This window comes from Brevibacterium sp. (genome assembly GCF_031179145.1).
Taxonomy (GTDB): Bacteria; Actinomycetota; Actinomycetes; order Actinomycetales; family Brevibacteriaceae; genus Brevibacterium.
On record NZ_JAPSIB010000004.1, the window covers coordinates 98,363 to 114,648 of the forward strand.

A 16,286-nucleotide genomic window follows, 5' to 3' on the forward strand; every position below is an offset into this window, starting at 1 on the left:
TTACCGTTCCGCGCTCGCAGCGGACAGTTCGGGCGCGGCGTCTGCCGGCCCGGGTTCGGCTGAGGCCGCCTCCGCTTCGGCAGGTGCCGGCTCCGCTTCGGCTGAGGCCGCCTGCGCTTCGGCGGGTGCCGGCTCCGTCTGAGACGACTCTGCCGAGCGGAGCTGCTCGAGGTTCGCATCCACCTTCGCCTGCGCCGCAGCGCGGGGGCTGATCCCCTGCGCCTGCGCCTCGGTGAGGACTTCACTCGTGAGTTCGTAGAGGGTGCCGTCGATGAGCGCGCGGCTCTGCTCCCAGGTGCCGTCGACGTCTCCGAAGGTCACCCACCACCACCAGGCGTTGGTGGCGGAATTGGCGAGGAAGTCCGGGACCACCGTGACCCCGCGGGCCGCGAGTGCGGCTTCGGCCGCGGGCAGCACGGGCATGTTCGCGGCCTCGACGATGTAGCGGGCCGTGATTAGCTCACAGTTGGCGGGAGTGATGGCATAGCTGACGGCAGCGGGGACGAGCACGTCGACGTCGGCGGCGAGCCAGTCGTCACGGTCGTTGACCCTGTCGGCCGGGCGCAGCGCGGAGCGGTCGATGCCTCCGAAGGGATCGCGAGTGGCCAGAAGCGTTTCGATGTCGAGCCCGTCCGGGTTCGAGACGAAACCGTCGGCGTCGGCGATGCCGACGATCCTCACCCCCGCCTCGGCGAGGAAGCGGGCCGTGGCTCCGCCCATCGAGCCGAAGCCCTGGATCACCGCGGTCGCCGCACCGCGGTCGAGCCCATCGGCGTCGAGGGCGGCGAACACCGAGGTGGCCACCCCGAGACCGCCGACGAGTTCGTCCTGGGAGACGCCGTCGACGATGGTGCCGAACGCCGTCTGCGCCCGGACCTCCATGGCGAGCGGATCGTCGACGAGCTTCTCGACGGCGCTCAGTCCGCTGCCGAGGCTGCGCCGTGCGAGGATCTCGTCGATGACGTCCTGCCGGACCCCGAGGTCCTCCCCGAGCGCCCAGTACGAGTGCATGATCGGATTGACGGCGACGAGGAACCTCTCGAGGACTTCGGCGGCTCCGGGAGCGCGCGGATCGAAGTCGATTCCGCCCTTGGCTCCACCGACGGGAATGTAACGGCGCCCGGGACGCAGGTGGATCGCCTCTTTGCGGGTCATGCCCTGGGCCAGCCCCCGCACCTCTTCGAGCGTGCAGCCGGCGCGCATGCGCAGTCCCCCCGACGCCGTTCCGCGCACGAGGGTGTCGATGACGACGAACCCGTGGGTGCCGGTCACGGGGTCCTGCCAAGTGATGTCCATGAACATGGAGCCTCCAAGTTTTAACTGAACCGTGATTCAGTAGTGGTGTTGAGGTCCAGTCTGGACCGCGACTGCATGGCAAGTCAAGGCCGACCGCCTCTCCCTCCCGGGCGGGCCCACGGGGACGCCGTCAGGAGGGCGGCTCGAGCTCGTGGGCGACGAACGCGCTCACCCACTCGATCATCAGTTCTCGGGTGACGGCATCAGTGTGGAACATCGCCTGGATCGCGAGCCCGTCGAGGTAGGCCAGGATCCGGGTGGCGATCGTCTGGGCGGAGTCGGCGCCCTGCGTGAATTCACCGGCCTCCCGTCCGGCGTCGATGAGGCTGGCGAGGATCGCCTTCCACTCCTTGTCGAGTGCGGCGAAGGTCGCCCTCAGCTCGGCATCGAAGAGGCCCGCGGACCACCCGTCGATCCAGATCTTCCAGCTCCGCGTCGATCCGGTCGGCATGTACCAGGCGATCACCTCGTCGAGCTTCTCCCGGGCGGACCGACCGGTCGCAGCGATCCTGCGTGCCCGGTAGAGGTCGTTCTCGCCGGCATGCGCGAAGGCCGCGGCGACGAGGGCCTCCTTCGTCACGAAGTGATAGATGACGAGGCTCGGGCTCAGCCCCAGTCGCCTGGCGACGTCGGCGACCCGCAGGGTCCGCAGGCCCGAGGACTCGATCTCCTCGATCGTGGCGGCCAGGATCTCCTCGCGCCGCACCGACGCTCGCTTCCTGCTCATGTCTCCACCTTCTCGCCGGGGTGCAGAGGCCGGGTGCCATCTGCCTGTAGTTGCATAACGATTCTATCCAGATCGGTTGACCGGTGGCCTGGATCACGTGTATCAATTACTCTTAACTCAACCGCCGTTCAAAATAAACCGTTCCGAACAATGGAGTTCACATGCGCACCTCAACCACCATGATCGCCGTCGCCGCCGTCTCAGCCCTCTTCCTCTCCGCCTGCTCCTCCGGCTCACCGGAAGCCGAGGCCGGCGATTCCGCCTTCGGCGAGTGCGAAGTCACCGGAGAGGCTGGTTCGATCACGCTCGAGCCCGTCGCCGCCGACACGCTCACCGTCGCCACGAACCTGCCCTCACCCGCCTGGTGGAAGGGCCTCTCCCCCGAGGACATCACCGGCGGCTACGAGTACTGCATGGCCGCGAACATCGCCCACCGGGCCGGTCTCAAGTCCGTCACGGTGAAGAACGTCAGCTTCGACGGGCTGGTCGCAGGACAGGTCAAGGACTTCGACATCGCCCTGGCCCAGGTCTCGATCACCGCAGAGCGGGACAAGGTCGTCGACTTCTCCGAGCCCTACTACTCCTCGAAGATCGGCGTGCTCACCCAGGCCGACAGCGGACTGACGCCTGAGAACATCACCGACAAGCAGCTCGGCGTCCAGATCGGGACCACGGCCGTCGACTTCGTGCCGAAGAACGTGTCGCCGAAGAAGGATGCGCGCACGTTCCAGGACACCGAGGGCATGATCACCGCGGTCCAGTCCGGGCAGATCGACGCGGCGCTCCAGGACACCGCGATCGTGCTCGGCTTCGCCCAGCAATCCGGCGGCGCGCTGAAGGTCGTGGGCCAGTACGACTCGGGTGAGGAGTACGGCGCGATCTACCCGCAGGGCTCGGCCAACATCGGGGAGATGGACAAGGCGATCACGGCGATGCACGACGACGGCACCTTCGACCAGCTCTCCTCGGCGTGGCTGGCCGAGGCGTTCGGCACCGATCCCAACACCATTCCCGAATTCTGAGAGGCGCTCGGATGTCGATCTCGACACGCATGGCCAAGGCCGGCACCCCGACACCGCCGCGGCGGGTCTTCGGACTCAGCGTCGTCGCCGTCGGCGTGTGGGCGCTGACCGCATTCTTCTTCTGGACCGGGCTCTACCAGGTCTATCTCATCAATCAGGCCAAGACGCCGATGATGCCGATCATCATCGGCATCATCGGACTGACGATGCTCTACCCGCTGCTGCCCTGGGCACGGTCACTGGGACTCAATGCCCGCCGGACCCGGGCACTGGCGGCCTCCGATCTGCGCGGAGCACGAGCCAGCGCCTCCAGCGGACGCGATGAAGCACTGACCTCTTTGGGCTTCTCGACCGGCTTCCTGCTCATCGCCGCACTCCTCCACTTCGTCACCACCAACGACGCCGCCGTGACGAAGACGTTCCTGCGCGCCGACTTCATCGCCCAATCCTGGTCGAAGGTCGCCGAGGGCTTCTGGATCAACATCCAGGTGGCGATCGGCGCCGAGATCATCGTGCTCGTCGCCGGGCTCGGCATCGCGATCATGCGGATGCTGCCGGGGCGCCCGGGCCGACCGCTGCGCTGGCTCGCCACCGCATACGTCGACGTGTTCCGGGCCATTCCCTCGATCATCGTCCTCTACCTGGTCGGCTTCGGGCTGACGATCGCGAAAGTGCCGATCGTCAGCGACCTGAGCCCGACGATGCTCGCGATCATCGCCCTGGCCCTGACATACACCGGTTATGTCGCCGAGGTGTACCGCGCAGGCCTCGAGTCCATCCACCCCTCCCAGTGGTCGGCTGCCCGTTCACTGGGACTGTCCTACGGGCAGACCCTGCGCAAGGTCATCGTTCCGCAGGCCACCCGCAGGATGGTTCCGCCGCTGCTCAATGACTTCATCGGGCTGCAGAAGGACACCGCCCTGATCAGCATCATGGGCGTCGTCGATTCGTTCATGCAGGCGCGGCTCATCTCGTCCTCGGTGTTCAATCTCTCGCCCGTACTGGTCGTCGCGGTGGTCTTCATCATCGCCACGATCCCCCAGGCCCGGTTCGTCGACAGGCTGATGGCCAAGGACGCCGCCAAGATGAAAGCAGGTGCGCTCTGATGCCGTTCCTCGAGATCCATGATGTCCACAAGTCATACGGGACGAACCCGGTCCTCAAGGGGATCACCATCGACGTCGAGGCTCACGAGGTGGTGTGCCTGATCGGCGCGTCCGGCTCGGGGAAGTCGACGCTGCTCAAATGCATCAACGCGCTGGAGCCGATCGACTCCGGTGAGATCGTCCTCGACGGGGATCCGATCACCGGGGTCGGCGTCGACGTCAATCGTCTCCGACGCAACGTCGGCATGGTGTTCCAGTCCTACAACCTGTTCCCGCACATGTCCGTCCTGGAGAACATCACGCTGGCCCCGATCCTCGTGGGCGGCGTGGCGAAGGAGGCCGCCGAGGCGCACGCGATCGAACTGCTGGGGCAGGTCGGAATGGACGCGAAGGCCACAGCCCACCCGGACAGCCTGTCCGGTGGCCAGCAACAGCGTGTCGCCATCGTCCGGGCAATGGCGATGAAGCCGCAGGCCCTCCTCCTCGATGAGATCACCGCGGCACTCGACCCCGAACTCGTCGGTGATGTCCTGGAGATCGTCCGCGACCTGGCCGCGGACGGGATGACGATGCTGCTGGCCACCCATGAGATGGGATTCGCCAGAGAGGTCGCCTCCCAGGTCTGCTTCCTCCATCAGGGTCAGATCCTCGAGCGCGGCACCGCTGAGCAGATCTTCACCGATCCTCAGGAGGAGCGGACCCAGCAGTTCCTCCACCGGGTGCTGGCCTCAGGCCGTCTCTGAGACTGGGCCGTCTCTGACGCGGGGCCGCCTGTGAAGCCGGGCTGTCTCCGGAGCCCGGCTGACTCTGAGGCCGGGTGCGGGCATGACAGAAGCCGCAGGCAAATGCCTGCGGCTTCTGTCTGACTGCCTCAGGGGAGGTCGACGCTCGCAGGTGGACCGACGAGCGCGATCGCCTTCGGCCCGGCCAGCAGCTCGCCGGCCATGGTGCTGACCTGCTCGGCGCTGACGGAGCGGATGCGTTCGATGAGGTCGGCGGGTGCCTCGAGGGGAATCCCGAAGATCTCCGACCGTGCCAGACGGTTCATTCTAGTCGCGGAGGACTCGAGGCCGAGCACCATCGAGCCGGACAGCTGGGACACGATCTCGTCGAGCTCGGACCGGTTGGGCGGAGTCTGCGCCAGTCGATCCCACTGCTGCAGGATGAGGTCGACGACCGCCTGACCGTTCTCCGGGGCGCAGCCGGCGTAGACGCCGAAGGTCCCGAAGTCAGTGAACTGGCTGGCCACACAGTTGACGGCGTAGGCGAGTCCGCGTTCTTCGCGCACGCTCTGGAACAACCGCGAGGACATTCCCCCGCCGAGGAGCGTGAGCAGGACCGAGTAGACGAACCGGTCGGGATGTCCCTCTTCGAGGCCTTCGGTCCCGAGCAGGATGCCGAGCTGTTCGATGTCCTTGACCGTGTGCGAACGCCCCGGGTGGAACGTCGGCACCTCACGGATCAGCTGGGACTCCGGCGCAGCGACGGAACTGCCGGCACCGTCGGCGGGCTTATCCTCGAGTTCACGGTCGGCCCATGCCCCGGTCAGCGCATCCTCGACCATCCGCACCACTTCGTCGTGAGTGGCGCCACCGGCGGCGGCGACCACCAGACGGGGCGGCACATAGGTCGAGGAGTAGTGATCGAGCAGCGTCCGGTGCTCGAGGATGCGGATCTGCTCCTTGGTCGCACCGACCGGACGGGCCAGCGGATGATCGCCGAAGACGAGGGCGTCGAAGTCGTCGAAGAGGACGTCGCCGGGATCGTCCGCCGACATCGCGAGCTCTTCGATGATGACTCCGCGCTCACGTTCGAACTCGCCTTCATCGAGCAGCGAGTTCGAGACCATGTCGATGAGCAGCGCCGTGATCGAGGGCAGGTCGGCGACCAGGCACCTTGAGTAGTAGCAGGTGAGTTCCTTGGCCGTGATGGCGTTGGAGTCCCCGCCCGTACGGTCGAAGGCGGCGGCGATCGTCTTCGCATCCTTCGTCGCGGTGCCCTTGAAGAGCATGTGCTCGAGGAAGTGGGTGGAGCCGGCGGTGTCCGCGGACTCGTCGCGGGAGCCCGCCGCGACCCAGATCCCGATCGTCTCGGAGGCCAGGCCGGGCATGTGTTCGCTGGTGACCGTCAAACCACCGGGGAGGACAGACCGCGCGATGCGGCTGTCCTCCCCGATGTGCGAATGCGTGGGAATCAGTTCTCCGACCCTTCGTCGTCACCCTCGGTGACGGGAGCCAGGGACAGCTTGCCGCGGTCGTCGATCTTGGTGATCTCGACCTGGACCTTCTGGCCCACTCCGACGACGTCCTCGACGTCCTCGACGCGCTTGCCCTCGTTGAGCTTGCGCAGCTCGGAGATGTGCAGGAGGCCGTCCTTGCCCGGGGTCAGCGACACGAATGCGCCGAAGCTCATCGTCTTGACCACGGTGCCGAGGTAGCGTTCGCCGACCTCGGGGACCTGCGGGTTGGCGATCGCGTTGATCATCGAGCGCGCAGCCTCGGCGGCGGAGCCTTCGGTGGCACCGATGAGGACGGTTCCGTCATCCTCGATGCTGATGTCGGCGCCGGTGTCCTCCTGGATCTGGTTGATCATCTTGCCCTTGGGGCCGATGACCTCACCGATCTTGTCGACCGGGATGTTGACCGAGATGATGCGCGGTGCAGTCGCTGCCATCTCCGCCGGAGCGTCGATGGCGTCCTCGATGACGTCGAGGATGACCATGCGGGCTTCGCGGGCCTGCTTGAGCGCGGCGGCCAGCACCGAGGCGGGAATGCCGTCGAGCTTGGTGTCGAGCTGGATCGCGGTGATGAAGTCACGGGTTCCGGCGACCTTGAAGTCCATGTCACCGAAGGCGTCTTCGGCGCCGAGGATGTCGGTCAGCGCCGCGTAGGCGGTCTGCTGACCCTGGTCGGTGTCGATGACGTCGGAGACGAGTCCCATCGCGATGCCGGCAACCGGGGCGCGCAGCGGCACACCGGCCGAGAACATCGCCAGGGTCGAGGCACAGACCGAGCCCATCGAGGTCGAACCGTTCGAGCCGAGGGCCTCGGAGACCTCACGGATCGCGTACGGGAAGTCCTCGCGGGAGGGCAGAACCGGCACCAGGGCACGTTCGGCCAGGGCGCCGTGACCGATCTCGCGGCGCTTCGGGCTGCCCACACGGCCGGTCTCACCGGTCGAGTAGGGCGGGAAGTTGTAGTGGTGGATGTAGCGCTTCGAGGTCACCGGCGAGAGCGAGTCGATCTGCTGCTCGAGCTTGAGCATGTTCAGCGTGGTGACGCCGAGGATCTGAGTCTCTCCGCGCTCGAAGATGGCCGAACCGTGGGCCCGGGGGACGACGCCCACCTCAGCCGTGAGGGGACGGATGTCCTTGAGTCCACGACCGTCGATGCGGACCTGGTCGGTGAGGATGCGCTTGCGCACGACCTGCTTGGTCAGGGAGTTGAGCGCCGAGGCGATCTCCTTCTCGCGGCCGGCGAAGCGCTCGCCCAGCTGCTCGAAGAGCTCCGCCAGCAGGGCTTCGCCTGCGGCTTCGCGTTCCTGCTTGTCAGCGATCTGGAAGTTCTTCGTCTGCTTCTCTTCGGCGAGCTCACGCACGGCCTCGTAGACGTCGTCCTGGTAGTCGCGGAAGACCGGGATCTCAGCGACGGGCTTCGCGGCGGACTCTGCGAGCTCGGCCTGGGCGCGGCAGAGTTCGCGGATGAACGGCTTGGCCGCTTCCAGACCTTCGGCCACGATCTCCTCGGTCGGAGCAGAGGCACCGGACTTGATCTGGTCGATCGCGTTCTCGGTGGCTTCGGCCTCGACCATCATGATGGCGACATCGTCACCGACGACACGGCCGGCGACGACCATGTCGAAGACGGCGTCGGGCATCTGCGAGAAGTTGGGGAAGGCCACCCACTGGCCGTCGATGAGTGCGATGCGCACACCACCGATCGGTCCGGAGAAGGGCAGACCCGAGAGCTGGGTCGACATCGAGGCGGCGTTGATGGCCAGCGCGTCGTAGATGTGGTCAGGGTGGATCGACATCACGGTGACGACGACCTGGACCTCGTTGCGGATGCCCTTGGTGAAGGACGGGCGCAGCGGACGGTCGATGAGTCGGCAGGTGAGGATCGCATCGGTGGTCGGGCGTCCCTCGCGGCGGAAGAACGAGCCGGGGATGCGGCCGGCGGCGTACATGCGCTCTTCGACGTCGACGGTCAGGGGGAAGAAGTCGAAGCCCTCGCGGGGGTTCTTGCCCACGGTCGTGGCCGAGAGCAGCATCGTCTCGTCGTCGAGGTAGGCCACGGCGGAGCCGGCGGCCTGCTGGGCCAGACGGCCCGTTTCGAAGCGGATGGTATGTGTGCCGAAGCGGCCATTGTCAATATGCGCGACGGCGGATTCTGGGTTGATTCCCACGTATTCTCCTTGTTCGTAACCGGCGTCCGGGCACCCGTGAAGGGTTCGAAACCCGCGTCCCGCCGGTGGATGGTGACCTGGACAACCCATGGATCCAAGCCGGTCATCGATCGGGGCCCACGGAAGCTGCGCCGAGCGCGTCCCTCCGGAGGCCACTACCGAGGACCGAAGCGTCCATGGCGTGGCTGTCCACGTCCCAGTCTACCGCAGATGGGTCCGCGACCAAGGTGAGACACCAGACACGCCGCGAAGGGCATCAGCCTCACCGACGCGGGCCGAAGCGGGGCGGGGCGAGGCGTGCTGGAGAAGGCGGGACGATGAATGCACGAAGTGCCCCACATGGCGTGGGGCACTTCGTTGTTCCGACCGGTCACGACCATAGTCGTGAGCGATGATCAGCGGGGACCGCCGAGGCGACTCCCCAGGTGATCAGCGGCGCAGGCCGAGGCGCTTGATGAGCGAGCGGTAACGCTCGATGTCGACCTTCGCGAGGTACTTGAGCATCCGGCGGCGCTGACCGACGAGCAGCAGCAGTCCACGACGCGAGTGGTGGTCGTGCTTGTGGTCCTTGAAGTGCTCGGTGAGATCGACGATCCGGCGGGTCAGCAGGGCAACCTGAACTTCGGGAGAACCGGTGTCGCCCTCGTGAGTTCCGTATTCCTTGATGATCTCTTGCTTCGTGGCAGTATCGAGAGCCATGGATTCTCCTTCTTGTTCGTTGCGCGGCGCCGGGACCTGTCTGTCTCAGCCCTATCGAACCGCGGCCGGTGAAAACGGCAACGATCAGTTTATCAGGTGTGGAGCACCTCGCGCACATCGGCGATATCCTCGTGCATCTGCACGATGAGTTCGTCCATCCCGGTGAAGGTGACCTGTCCCCTGATCCGGGACACGAACTCCAATGTCATGTGCCGGTCGTAGACGTCGAACTCACCGAACTCCTTGTCGAGCACGTAGGCCTCGACGCGGCGGACGCTGCCGTCGAAAGTCGGGTTCGTGCCGACCGAGATCGCCGCCGGGTACGATTCCGGTTCGCCGTCGAAGATCGCCCGGCCGGCGTAGACGCCGTCGGCGGGCACGAGCCCCGCCGCGTCCTGGCTGAGATTCGCGGTGGGGAACCCCAGATCGCGGCCGCGGGCATCGCCGTGGACGACCGTGCCGGACACGAAGTGGAAGCGACCGAGCTGGTCGGCTGCCTCGGCGAGGTCTCCGGCGATGATCTGCTCCCGGATCCGCGAGGACGAATACCGTCCCCCGCGGCCGACCTCGTCGATCGTGACCGTGTCGAACCCGTACTTCTCGCCGAGGCGGCGCAGGGTCTCCAGCGATCCTTCGTTGTCGCGGCCGAAGCGGACGTCCTCACCGACGACGACAACCTGGGCTCGCAGCCCCTCGACGAAGTACCGGCGCACGAATTCCTCGGCGGACTGAGCCGCGAACTCGAGGTCGTAGGACTGGACGAGCAGGGCGTCGATGCCGGTCCGGGCGATCAAGGCGGCCTTCTGCTCGGTCGTCGTGATGAGGAACGTCGGCTCCAACGGACGGTGCACCGTACGCGGATGCGGGTCGAAGGTCATGGCCACCGAGCGCAGGCCTCGCTCGTGCGCGAGTGCGGCAACAGCGGTGAGCACGGTCTGATGTCCCCGGTGGACTCCATCGAAGTTGCCCAAGGTGACGACGGTGCCGACACCATCGGCCGGGACCTCTTTCAGTCCGTGATAGATCTCCACTCGACGCTCGCTCCTTCCATGCACCGACTCAGGGTATCTCAGAGAAGTTCGCATGAGCGAACCAGGTTCGATCCACCCGTGACGGCTGTTCGCTCACGCGAGGGACACAACCGTTACGTTTGTATTCTCGAAATACAGAAGAAACGTTTGTGGGCTCAGGCGAGGTCGATGGCGAAGGCGGTCAGGGACTTCAGTCCCCCGGGTCGCACCTCGGCGATCGAGACGAGTTCAGCGCCGCAGAGAACGGCGATCTCGCCCGCGGCGGGCGCATCTGTCACCGCCACAGTCTTCCCCTGCATGAGCGCCTTGGCCTGACCGGCGTCGACGTCGACGCTCGGGAGCAGGGTGCGGGCCGCCTCGGCGAGGGTCATCAGTCGAGGCGCAGGCGAGTCGAGGTCGGTCGGGATCTGGACCGCCTCCTCGAGTCCGAAGGCGCCGACACGGGTGCGCCGCAGCGCGGTGAGATGCCCATGCACGCCGAGGTGGGTCCCGAGGTCGCGGGCCAGTGCCCGGACGTAGGTGCCGGAGGAGCAGTCGACTTCGACGTCGACGTCGATGTGCCCCTCCTCGGCTGCGAAGCGGATGTCATGGACGTCGAAGCGGGAGACCTCGACTTGGCGGGCCTTGAGCGTGACGTCCTCGCCCTTGCGCACGCGCGCGTAGGAGCGGACACCGTCGACCTTGATCGCGGAGACTGCGCTGGGCACCTGGTCGATGGTGCCGCGCAGCGACTCGATGCCGGCGCAGATGCGCTCGGCTGTGACCGCAGCCAGGTCCGCGGGGTCGGCGAAGAGGTCAGGCGTGGAGTCGGCGTCGTCGGTGGGAGTGGCCGAGCCGAGCCGGATGGTCGCGAGGTAGGTCTTCGAGACGCCGGTGATGTACGGGAGCAGCTTCGTGCCCCGGCCGAGACCGAGGACCAGCACACCGGTCGCCATCGGGTCCAGCGTGCCGGCGTGGCCGACCTTGCGGGTGCCGAACCAGCGCCGGATGCGAGAGACGACGCCGTGGGAGGTGATGCCCTGCGGTTTGTCGCAGACGAGGATGCCCTGCGGGGAAGAGTCGCTCACGGGGACGTCTGGGATCAGTTGAAGGAGACGTGGACGTGATCGAAGTGGTTGGCGGTCGCCGATCCACGGTCGGACATGCCCTTCCATCCGCTGCCCGGCATCCAGATGCGCTGTTCCCAGATCACGTACTTCACGTTGAGGGTCTTCTGGTTCTTGATCAGGTAGTCGGCGATGGCGTCGCCGGTCGATCCGCTGATCATGATGTCGACGGCTTCGCCGGTGTAGTGGTCCGAGGTGCCCGAACCCTGGCGGCGTCCGCCGTAGGACTTGACCTCGGGGAACTTCGCGCACACGGCGCGGTAGCCGTTGACGGCGTTGGGCAGCAGACCGGATTCGATCGACGCGGATACGCTGCAGGGCTCGTTGGACACTCCCGAGGGAGTGTCGCTTCCGCCCTTGGCCTCCGAGGAGTCCTTCGAGCCCTTCGAACCGGACGCGTCCTTCGAGTCGGACGAGCTCGTCGAGGCCTTCTCGGTCTTCGGCTCGGGCTTGGGGGTCTTGACGTTGAGCGTCGTCTTCTCGGTCTTGTTCTTGTACTTGGGGTCGTTCTTGACGTCCTCGAGGTATTCCTTCGACGCCTTCTCGCGCTCGGCCTTGAGCTCGTCCTCACTCACGGACGACGGCGTCGTCTCCGGCTGCTGCTGTGAGGTGGAGGCGGCCTCGGTGGTGACGTTGCCCGTGTCGGGGGGTCCCATGACGACGGTCGATCCGACGACTGCGGCGGTCGCGGCGGCCGGGACTGCGATCGCGGCGACGACGGGGCGCTGCCTCACCGTCGCCAGCACCGAGGTGGCCGTCGAGGGGGAATCGGCGGAGTGCCGACCGCCGGAACGCTTGGAAGCGGCCCGCTTGGACGTCGAAGCGAGGTCCTGGACCAGTTGCTTTGCAAAGCCAGGCTTTGGCGAGGAGTGCTTACCCAATGCAGAAATCCCTTAACAGACTCGTGATCATTTCGTTACCTTGAAAAGTCTAGACCACACGGGAAAGATAACAAAACTGTTACGAAGATTTTTCTGACGTCCTCGTGAGACTGTGATGACGCGCCTGGTGAGAGCGCTTCGCAGAGGCGAGTGACCTTGGCCACTGCCCGGGATTGCGGCCCCTGCGGGCGGGTCGAGCCGCGCCGCGCAGAGTGAATGAGATCGTTGCCCGGGCGTGATCTGGGCACGCCCGGGCAACGATCAGAGGGCTCAGTCCTCGTCTTCGGGCTTCCGGTAGGGATCCTCGTCACCGGCGGGACGGGCGTCCTTCGCCAGGTCCCGGATCCGGGCGTCCTCCGCCGCCGCCTTCGCCAGGAGCCCGTCGAGGTGGGCGGCGGCTTCGGGGACGGAGTCGGCGATGAACTCGATGCTCGGGGTCAACCGGATGGTCAGCCCCTTGCCGACCTCGGAGCGGATGAAGCCCTTCGCGGACTCCAATGCCTTCCCAGTCGATTCGAGATCCTGGCCGTCCCCGTAGACCGTGTAGAAGATCGAGGCATGCTGCAGGTCGCCGGTGACGCGGACGTCGGTGACCGTCACGAATCCGAGCCGGGGGTCCTTGAGCCTGCGTTCGATCGTGGACGCGACGATGACCTTGATCTGGTCGGCGATCTTCCGGGCCCGAGTTGCATCTGCCATGGTGTTTCCTTTGCTGAGGAATTGAAGTCTGGTGGTACCGACTGCGGCCGGTGCAGATGCACCGGCCGCAGTCTCATCGATCGGATCCGATCAGTCGCGAGGCTTCTCGCGCATCTCGAAGGTCTCGATGATATCGCCTGTCCGCAGGTCGTTGAAGCTGCCGAGTCCGATACCGCACTCGAACCCTTCGCGCACCTCGGTGGCGTCATCCTTGAAGCGACGCAGGGACTCGATCTTGAGGTTGTCCCCGATGACGACTCCATCGCGGGTGACTCGGGCTGCCGAGTTCCTGGTGATGGTGCCGGAGCGGACGATCGTACCGGCGATGTTGCCGAACTTCGAGGACCGGAAGACCTCGCGGATCTCGGCGGTGCCGGTCTGAGCCTCTTCGAACTCGGGCTTGAGCATGCCCTTGAGCGAGCTCTCGATGTCGTCGATCGCCTGGTAGATGACCGAGTAGTAGCGCACATCCACGCCTTCGCGCTCCGCCAGGTCGCGAGCCTTCGCTTCCGGACGGACGTTGAAGCCGATGACGATCGCGTTGTCGACGGTCGCCAGGTTGATGTCGTTCTCGGTGATCGCACCGACGCCGCGGTGGATGATGCGCAGATCGACTTCGTCGCCCACATCGATCTTGAGCAGCGAGTCCTCCAGCGCTTCGACAGCACCGGACACGTCGCCCTTGAGGATGAGGTTGAGCATGTCGACCTTGCCCTCGGCCAGTGCCTTGGTGAAGTCCTCGAGGCTGATCCGCTTGCGACCGCGAGCTTGAGCGGCATTGCGCTCGATGGCGTCGCGCTTCTCCGCGATCTGGCGCGCCGTGCGATCGTCGCCGGTGGAGATGAACGTGTCACCTGCACGCGGGACGGTCGACAGACCCAGCACCTGCACGGGGCGGGACGGGCCCGCCTCGGTGACGCTGTTGCCGTTCTCATCGAACATCGCACGGACACGGCCGAAGGCGGTGCCGCAGACGATAGCGTCGCCGGCACGCAGGGTGCCTGACTCGACGAGCACGGTCGCAACCGCGCCACGGCCCTTGTCCAGCTTCGCTTCGATCGCGATGCCGCGGGCGGCCTTGTTCGGGTTGGCCCGCAGATCCAGTGCCGCATCGGTCGTCAGCAGCACCGATTCGAGCAGCTCCTCGATGCCCTCGCGCTTGAGCGCGGAGATCGGCACGAACATCGTGTCGCCTCCGTACTCTTCGGCGACGAGGTTGTACTCGGTCAGCTGCTGCATCACCTTGGCAGGGTTCGCACCCTCCTTGTCGATCTTGTTGACCGCGACCACGATGGGGACGTTGGCAGCCTGCGCGTGGTTGAGCGCTTCGATGGTCTGCGGCATCACACCGTCGTCGGCGGCGACCACGAGGATCGCGAGGTCGGTCGACTTCGCACCACGGGCACGCATGGCGGTGAACGCCTCGTGACCCGGGGTGTCGAGGAACGTGATCCTGCGCGATTCGCCCTCGTGATCGACCTCGGCCTGGTAGGCGCCGATGTGCTGGGTGATGCCACCGGCCTCACGGCCGGCCACATTGGCCGAACGGATCGCGTCGAGCAGCTTGGTCTTACCGTGGTCGACGTGACCCATGACGGTGACGACCGGCGGACGGGCGGCGAGATCCTCGTCGTCCTCCTCGGCGGCTTCCGCGTCGAGGTCGATGTCAAAGGTCTCAAGCAGCTCACGGTCCTCGTCCTCCGGCGAGACGATCTCGACCTTGTAGCCGAGCTCTTCACCGAGCACCTGGAAGGTGCCTTCGTCGAGGGACTGCGTGATGGTCGCCATCTCACCGAGGTGGAAGAGCACCGTGACAAGGTTCGTCGGGTCGGTGTTGATCTTCTCGGCGAAGTCGGCCAGAGACGAGCCGCGACGCAGGCGCAGCGGGGTGTTGCCGTCGCCGCGCGGAACGCTGACGCCACCGATCGACGGCGCCTGCATCTGCTCGAGCTCGGCGCGCTTGGCCCGCTTGGACTTGCGTCCCTTCTGACGGGGTCCGCCGCCACGACCGAAGGCACCCTGGGTGCTGCCGCGACCACGGCCGGAACCGCGAGCCGGACCACCTGGGCCGCCGCCGGGTGAACGGCGTCCGGCGGGTGCGCCGGGAGCACCGGGGGCGCCGCCTGGTCCAGCGGCCGGAGCACTGCCACGACCGCCGCCCTTGCCACGGCCCGGAGCGGGCTTGTTCAGGGCAGAGTTCTTCATCATCGACGGGTTCGGGCGCGGAGCACCCGGACGGGGTGCCGGACGTGGTCCGGCTGCTCCTGCTCCTGCACCTTCACCTGCAGCGGGGCGAGGAGGCTTCTGTCCCGGCTTCGGCATCCCCTGCGAGGGAGCGAACGGGTTGTTGCCGGGGCGTGCACCCGGGCCACCGGATCCACCGGGAGCGCCGGAGCGGGAGCCGGGCTTCGGACCGCCTGAGCGACCACCGGGCTTCGGCATCCCCTGGGAGGGAGCGAAGGGGTTGTTGCCGGGGCGAGCCGAGGGCTGACGCGCACCTGGCTTCGCTCCGCCTGCGGGCTTCGGGGCAGCGCCGGGCTTGGCGGCTGCAGGCTTCGCAGCAGCTGCCGGCTTGGCACCGGGCTTGGGCGCACCGGGGCGCGCAGGCTTGGACTCCGTGCGTTCTGCCGCAGGAGCCTGCTCGGCAGCAGGAGCCTGCTCGGCCGCGGGGGTCTGCTCAGCCGCAGGGGTCTGCTCAGCCGCAGGGGCCTGTTCGGCTGCGGGAGCCGTTTCAGCCGCAGGGGCTTGTTCGGCTGCGGGAGCCCGCTCGGCGGGGGCCGACTGAGCTGCACCGGGCTTGGCCGGGGCAGCGGGTCGGGGGGCGCCGGGCTTGCCGGCGGCCGACTTCTCGGCTGCAGGCTTGTCCGCCGCCGCCGCCGGCTTGGCCGGGGCGGGCTTCGAGGCGGTGGACTCCGATTTTGCGGGAGCGGCCTTGCCGGGCTTGGCGGCGCTCTTCGCGCCGGGCTTGGGGGCACCGGGCTTCGCAGCGTTCTGCGCACCCGGCTTGGCCGGCTTCGCACCGGTCTTCTGACCTGTCGAGTTCGCCGAATCGGCGAAGGCTTCCTTCACCCGTCGAACGACGGGGGCTTCGAGTGTCGAGGAGGCGGAGCGAACGAATTCGCCCATATCCTGGAGCTTCTCGAGGACGATCTTACTTGTTGTGCCGAGCTCTTTTGCGAGCTCATGGACACGGGGCTTTGCCACAGTTCTCCTGTCCGGGTTCCTTCCCGGTCAGGAAAGAACCTCATCAATGAAGAGCAGTTCTCATTCCACTGCTCTTTCGAATTTCCGAGAGGGTGTCATCGCACGACACTC

13 protein-coding genes are annotated in these 16,286 nt (G+C 66.6%); 3 read left to right on the forward strand and 10 right to left on the reverse strand.

Annotation, left to right across the window (positions count from 1 at the left end; translation table 11 throughout):
• Both RIT73_RS04815 and RIT73_RS04820 read right to left on the reverse strand, forming a co-directional pair.
• Window positions 1–1,302 carry a Glu/Leu/Phe/Val dehydrogenase dimerization domain-containing protein gene (locus RIT73_RS04815; protein WP_309130919.1) on the reverse strand — a complete coding sequence of 434 codons (1,302 nt, stop codon included), beginning with the start codon at window positions 1,300–1,302 and terminating at the stop codon, window positions 1–3.
• Between the two features lie 124 nt (window positions 1,303–1,426).
• Window positions 1,427–2,023: a TetR family transcriptional regulator C-terminal domain-containing protein gene (locus RIT73_RS04820; protein WP_309130920.1), complete on the reverse strand. Its 597-nt coding sequence runs from the start codon at window positions 2,021–2,023 to the stop codon at window positions 1,427–1,429.
• A 161-nt stretch (window positions 2,024–2,184) separates the two neighbouring features.
• On the opposite strand from RIT73_RS04820, the gene RIT73_RS04825 reads away from it, so the two are divergent.
• Genes RIT73_RS04825 through RIT73_RS04835 form a run of 3 tightly spaced genes read left to right on the forward strand, consistent with a single transcriptional unit; the run spans window position 2,185 to window position 4,894 of the window.
• A complete protein-coding gene (locus RIT73_RS04825; protein WP_309130921.1) occupies window positions 2,185–3,045 on the forward strand; it encodes an ABC transporter substrate-binding protein in 861 nt (286 codons plus the stop codon).
• An 11-nt stretch (window positions 3,046–3,056) separates the two neighbouring features.
• Entirely contained in the window at window positions 3,057–4,151 is a 1,095-nt protein-coding gene (locus RIT73_RS04830) for an amino acid ABC transporter permease (protein WP_309130922.1), read from the forward strand.
• On the forward strand, window positions 4,151–4,894 hold the full coding sequence (locus tag RIT73_RS04835) for an amino acid ABC transporter ATP-binding protein (RefSeq protein WP_309130923.1): 744 nt from the start codon (window positions 4,151–4,153) through the stop codon (window positions 4,892–4,894). The genes RIT73_RS04830 and RIT73_RS04835 overlap by 1 nt, the downstream gene beginning before the upstream one ends.
• A gap of 128 nt (window positions 4,895–5,022) precedes the next feature.
• Here RIT73_RS04835 and RIT73_RS04840 read toward each other — a convergent pair whose 3' ends face one another.
• From RIT73_RS04840 to infB, 8 genes are all read right to left on the reverse strand, one after another.
• On the reverse strand, window positions 5,023–6,261 hold the full coding sequence (locus RIT73_RS04840) for a M16 family metallopeptidase (protein ID WP_375294974.1): 1,239 nt from the start codon (window positions 6,259–6,261) through the stop codon (window positions 5,023–5,025).
• A gap of 83 nt (window positions 6,262–6,344) precedes the next feature.
• Window positions 6,345–8,555: a polyribonucleotide nucleotidyltransferase gene (locus RIT73_RS04845; protein ID WP_309130925.1), complete on the reverse strand. Its 2,211-nt coding sequence runs from the start codon at window positions 8,553–8,555 to the stop codon at window positions 6,345–6,347.
• Window positions 8,556–8,984: 429 nt separating this feature from the next.
• A complete protein-coding gene (gene rpsO, locus RIT73_RS04850) occupies window positions 8,985–9,254 on the reverse strand; it encodes a 30S ribosomal protein S15 (RefSeq protein WP_309130926.1) in 270 nt (89 codons plus the stop codon).
• A 92-nt stretch (window positions 9,255–9,346) separates the two neighbouring features.
• Complete coding sequence (locus tag RIT73_RS04855; protein ID WP_309130927.1) at window positions 9,347–10,285, reverse strand: bifunctional riboflavin kinase/FAD synthetase; 939 nt, start codon at window positions 10,283–10,285, stop codon at window positions 9,347–9,349.
• Window positions 10,286–10,440: 155 nt separating this feature from the next.
• Window positions 10,441–11,352 carry a tRNA pseudouridine(55) synthase TruB gene (gene truB / locus RIT73_RS04860; protein ID WP_309130928.1) on the reverse strand — a complete coding sequence of 304 codons (912 nt, stop codon included), beginning with the start codon at window positions 11,350–11,352 and terminating at the stop codon, window positions 10,441–10,443.
• 14 nt (window positions 11,353–11,366) lie between these two features.
• Window positions 11,367–12,272 carry a ligand-binding protein SH3 gene (locus RIT73_RS04865; RefSeq protein ID WP_309130929.1) on the reverse strand — a complete coding sequence of 302 codons (906 nt, stop codon included), beginning with the start codon at window positions 12,270–12,272 and terminating at the stop codon, window positions 11,367–11,369.
• Between the two features lie 270 nt (window positions 12,273–12,542).
• A complete protein-coding gene (gene rbfA, locus RIT73_RS04870) occupies window positions 12,543–12,971 on the reverse strand; it encodes a 30S ribosome-binding factor RbfA (RefSeq protein WP_309130930.1) in 429 nt (142 codons plus the stop codon).
• A gap of 90 nt (window positions 12,972–13,061) precedes the next feature.
• On the reverse strand, window positions 13,062–16,175 hold the full coding sequence (infB, locus tag RIT73_RS04875) for a translation initiation factor IF-2 (protein ID WP_309130931.1): 3,114 nt from the start codon (window positions 16,173–16,175) through the stop codon (window positions 13,062–13,064).
• Window positions 16,176–16,286: the final 111 nt, after the last annotated feature.

Bases quoted from the DNA above. Each gene is read 5' to 3' on its own strand.
- RIT73_RS04815 (WP_309130919.1), bottom strand. From the start codon at position 1,302: ATGTTCATGGACATCACTTGGCAGGACCCCGTGACCGGCACCCACGGG.
- RIT73_RS04830 (WP_309130922.1), top strand. From the start codon at position 3,057: ATGTCGATCTCGACACGCATGGCCAAGGCCGGCACCCCGACACCGCCG.
- RIT73_RS04840 (WP_375294974.1), bottom strand. From the start codon at position 6,261: ATGCCCGGCCTGGCCTCCGAGACGATCGGGATCTGGGTCGCGGCGGGC.
- RIT73_RS04825 (WP_309130921.1), top strand. From the start codon at position 2,185: ATGCGCACCTCAACCACCATGATCGCCGTCGCCGCCGTCTCAGCCCTC.
- rpsO (WP_309130926.1), bottom strand. From the start codon at position 9,254: ATGGCTCTCGATACTGCCACGAAGCAAGAGATCATCAAGGAATACGGA.
- RIT73_RS04820 (WP_309130920.1), bottom strand. From the start codon at position 2,023: ATGAGCAGGAAGCGAGCGTCGGTGCGGCGCGAGGAGATCCTGGCCGCC.
- rbfA (WP_309130930.1), bottom strand. From the start codon at position 12,971: ATGGCAGATGCAACTCGGGCCCGGAAGATCGCCGACCAGATCAAGGTC.
- RIT73_RS04835 (WP_309130923.1), top strand. From the start codon at position 4,151: ATGCCGTTCCTCGAGATCCATGATGTCCACAAGTCATACGGGACGAAC.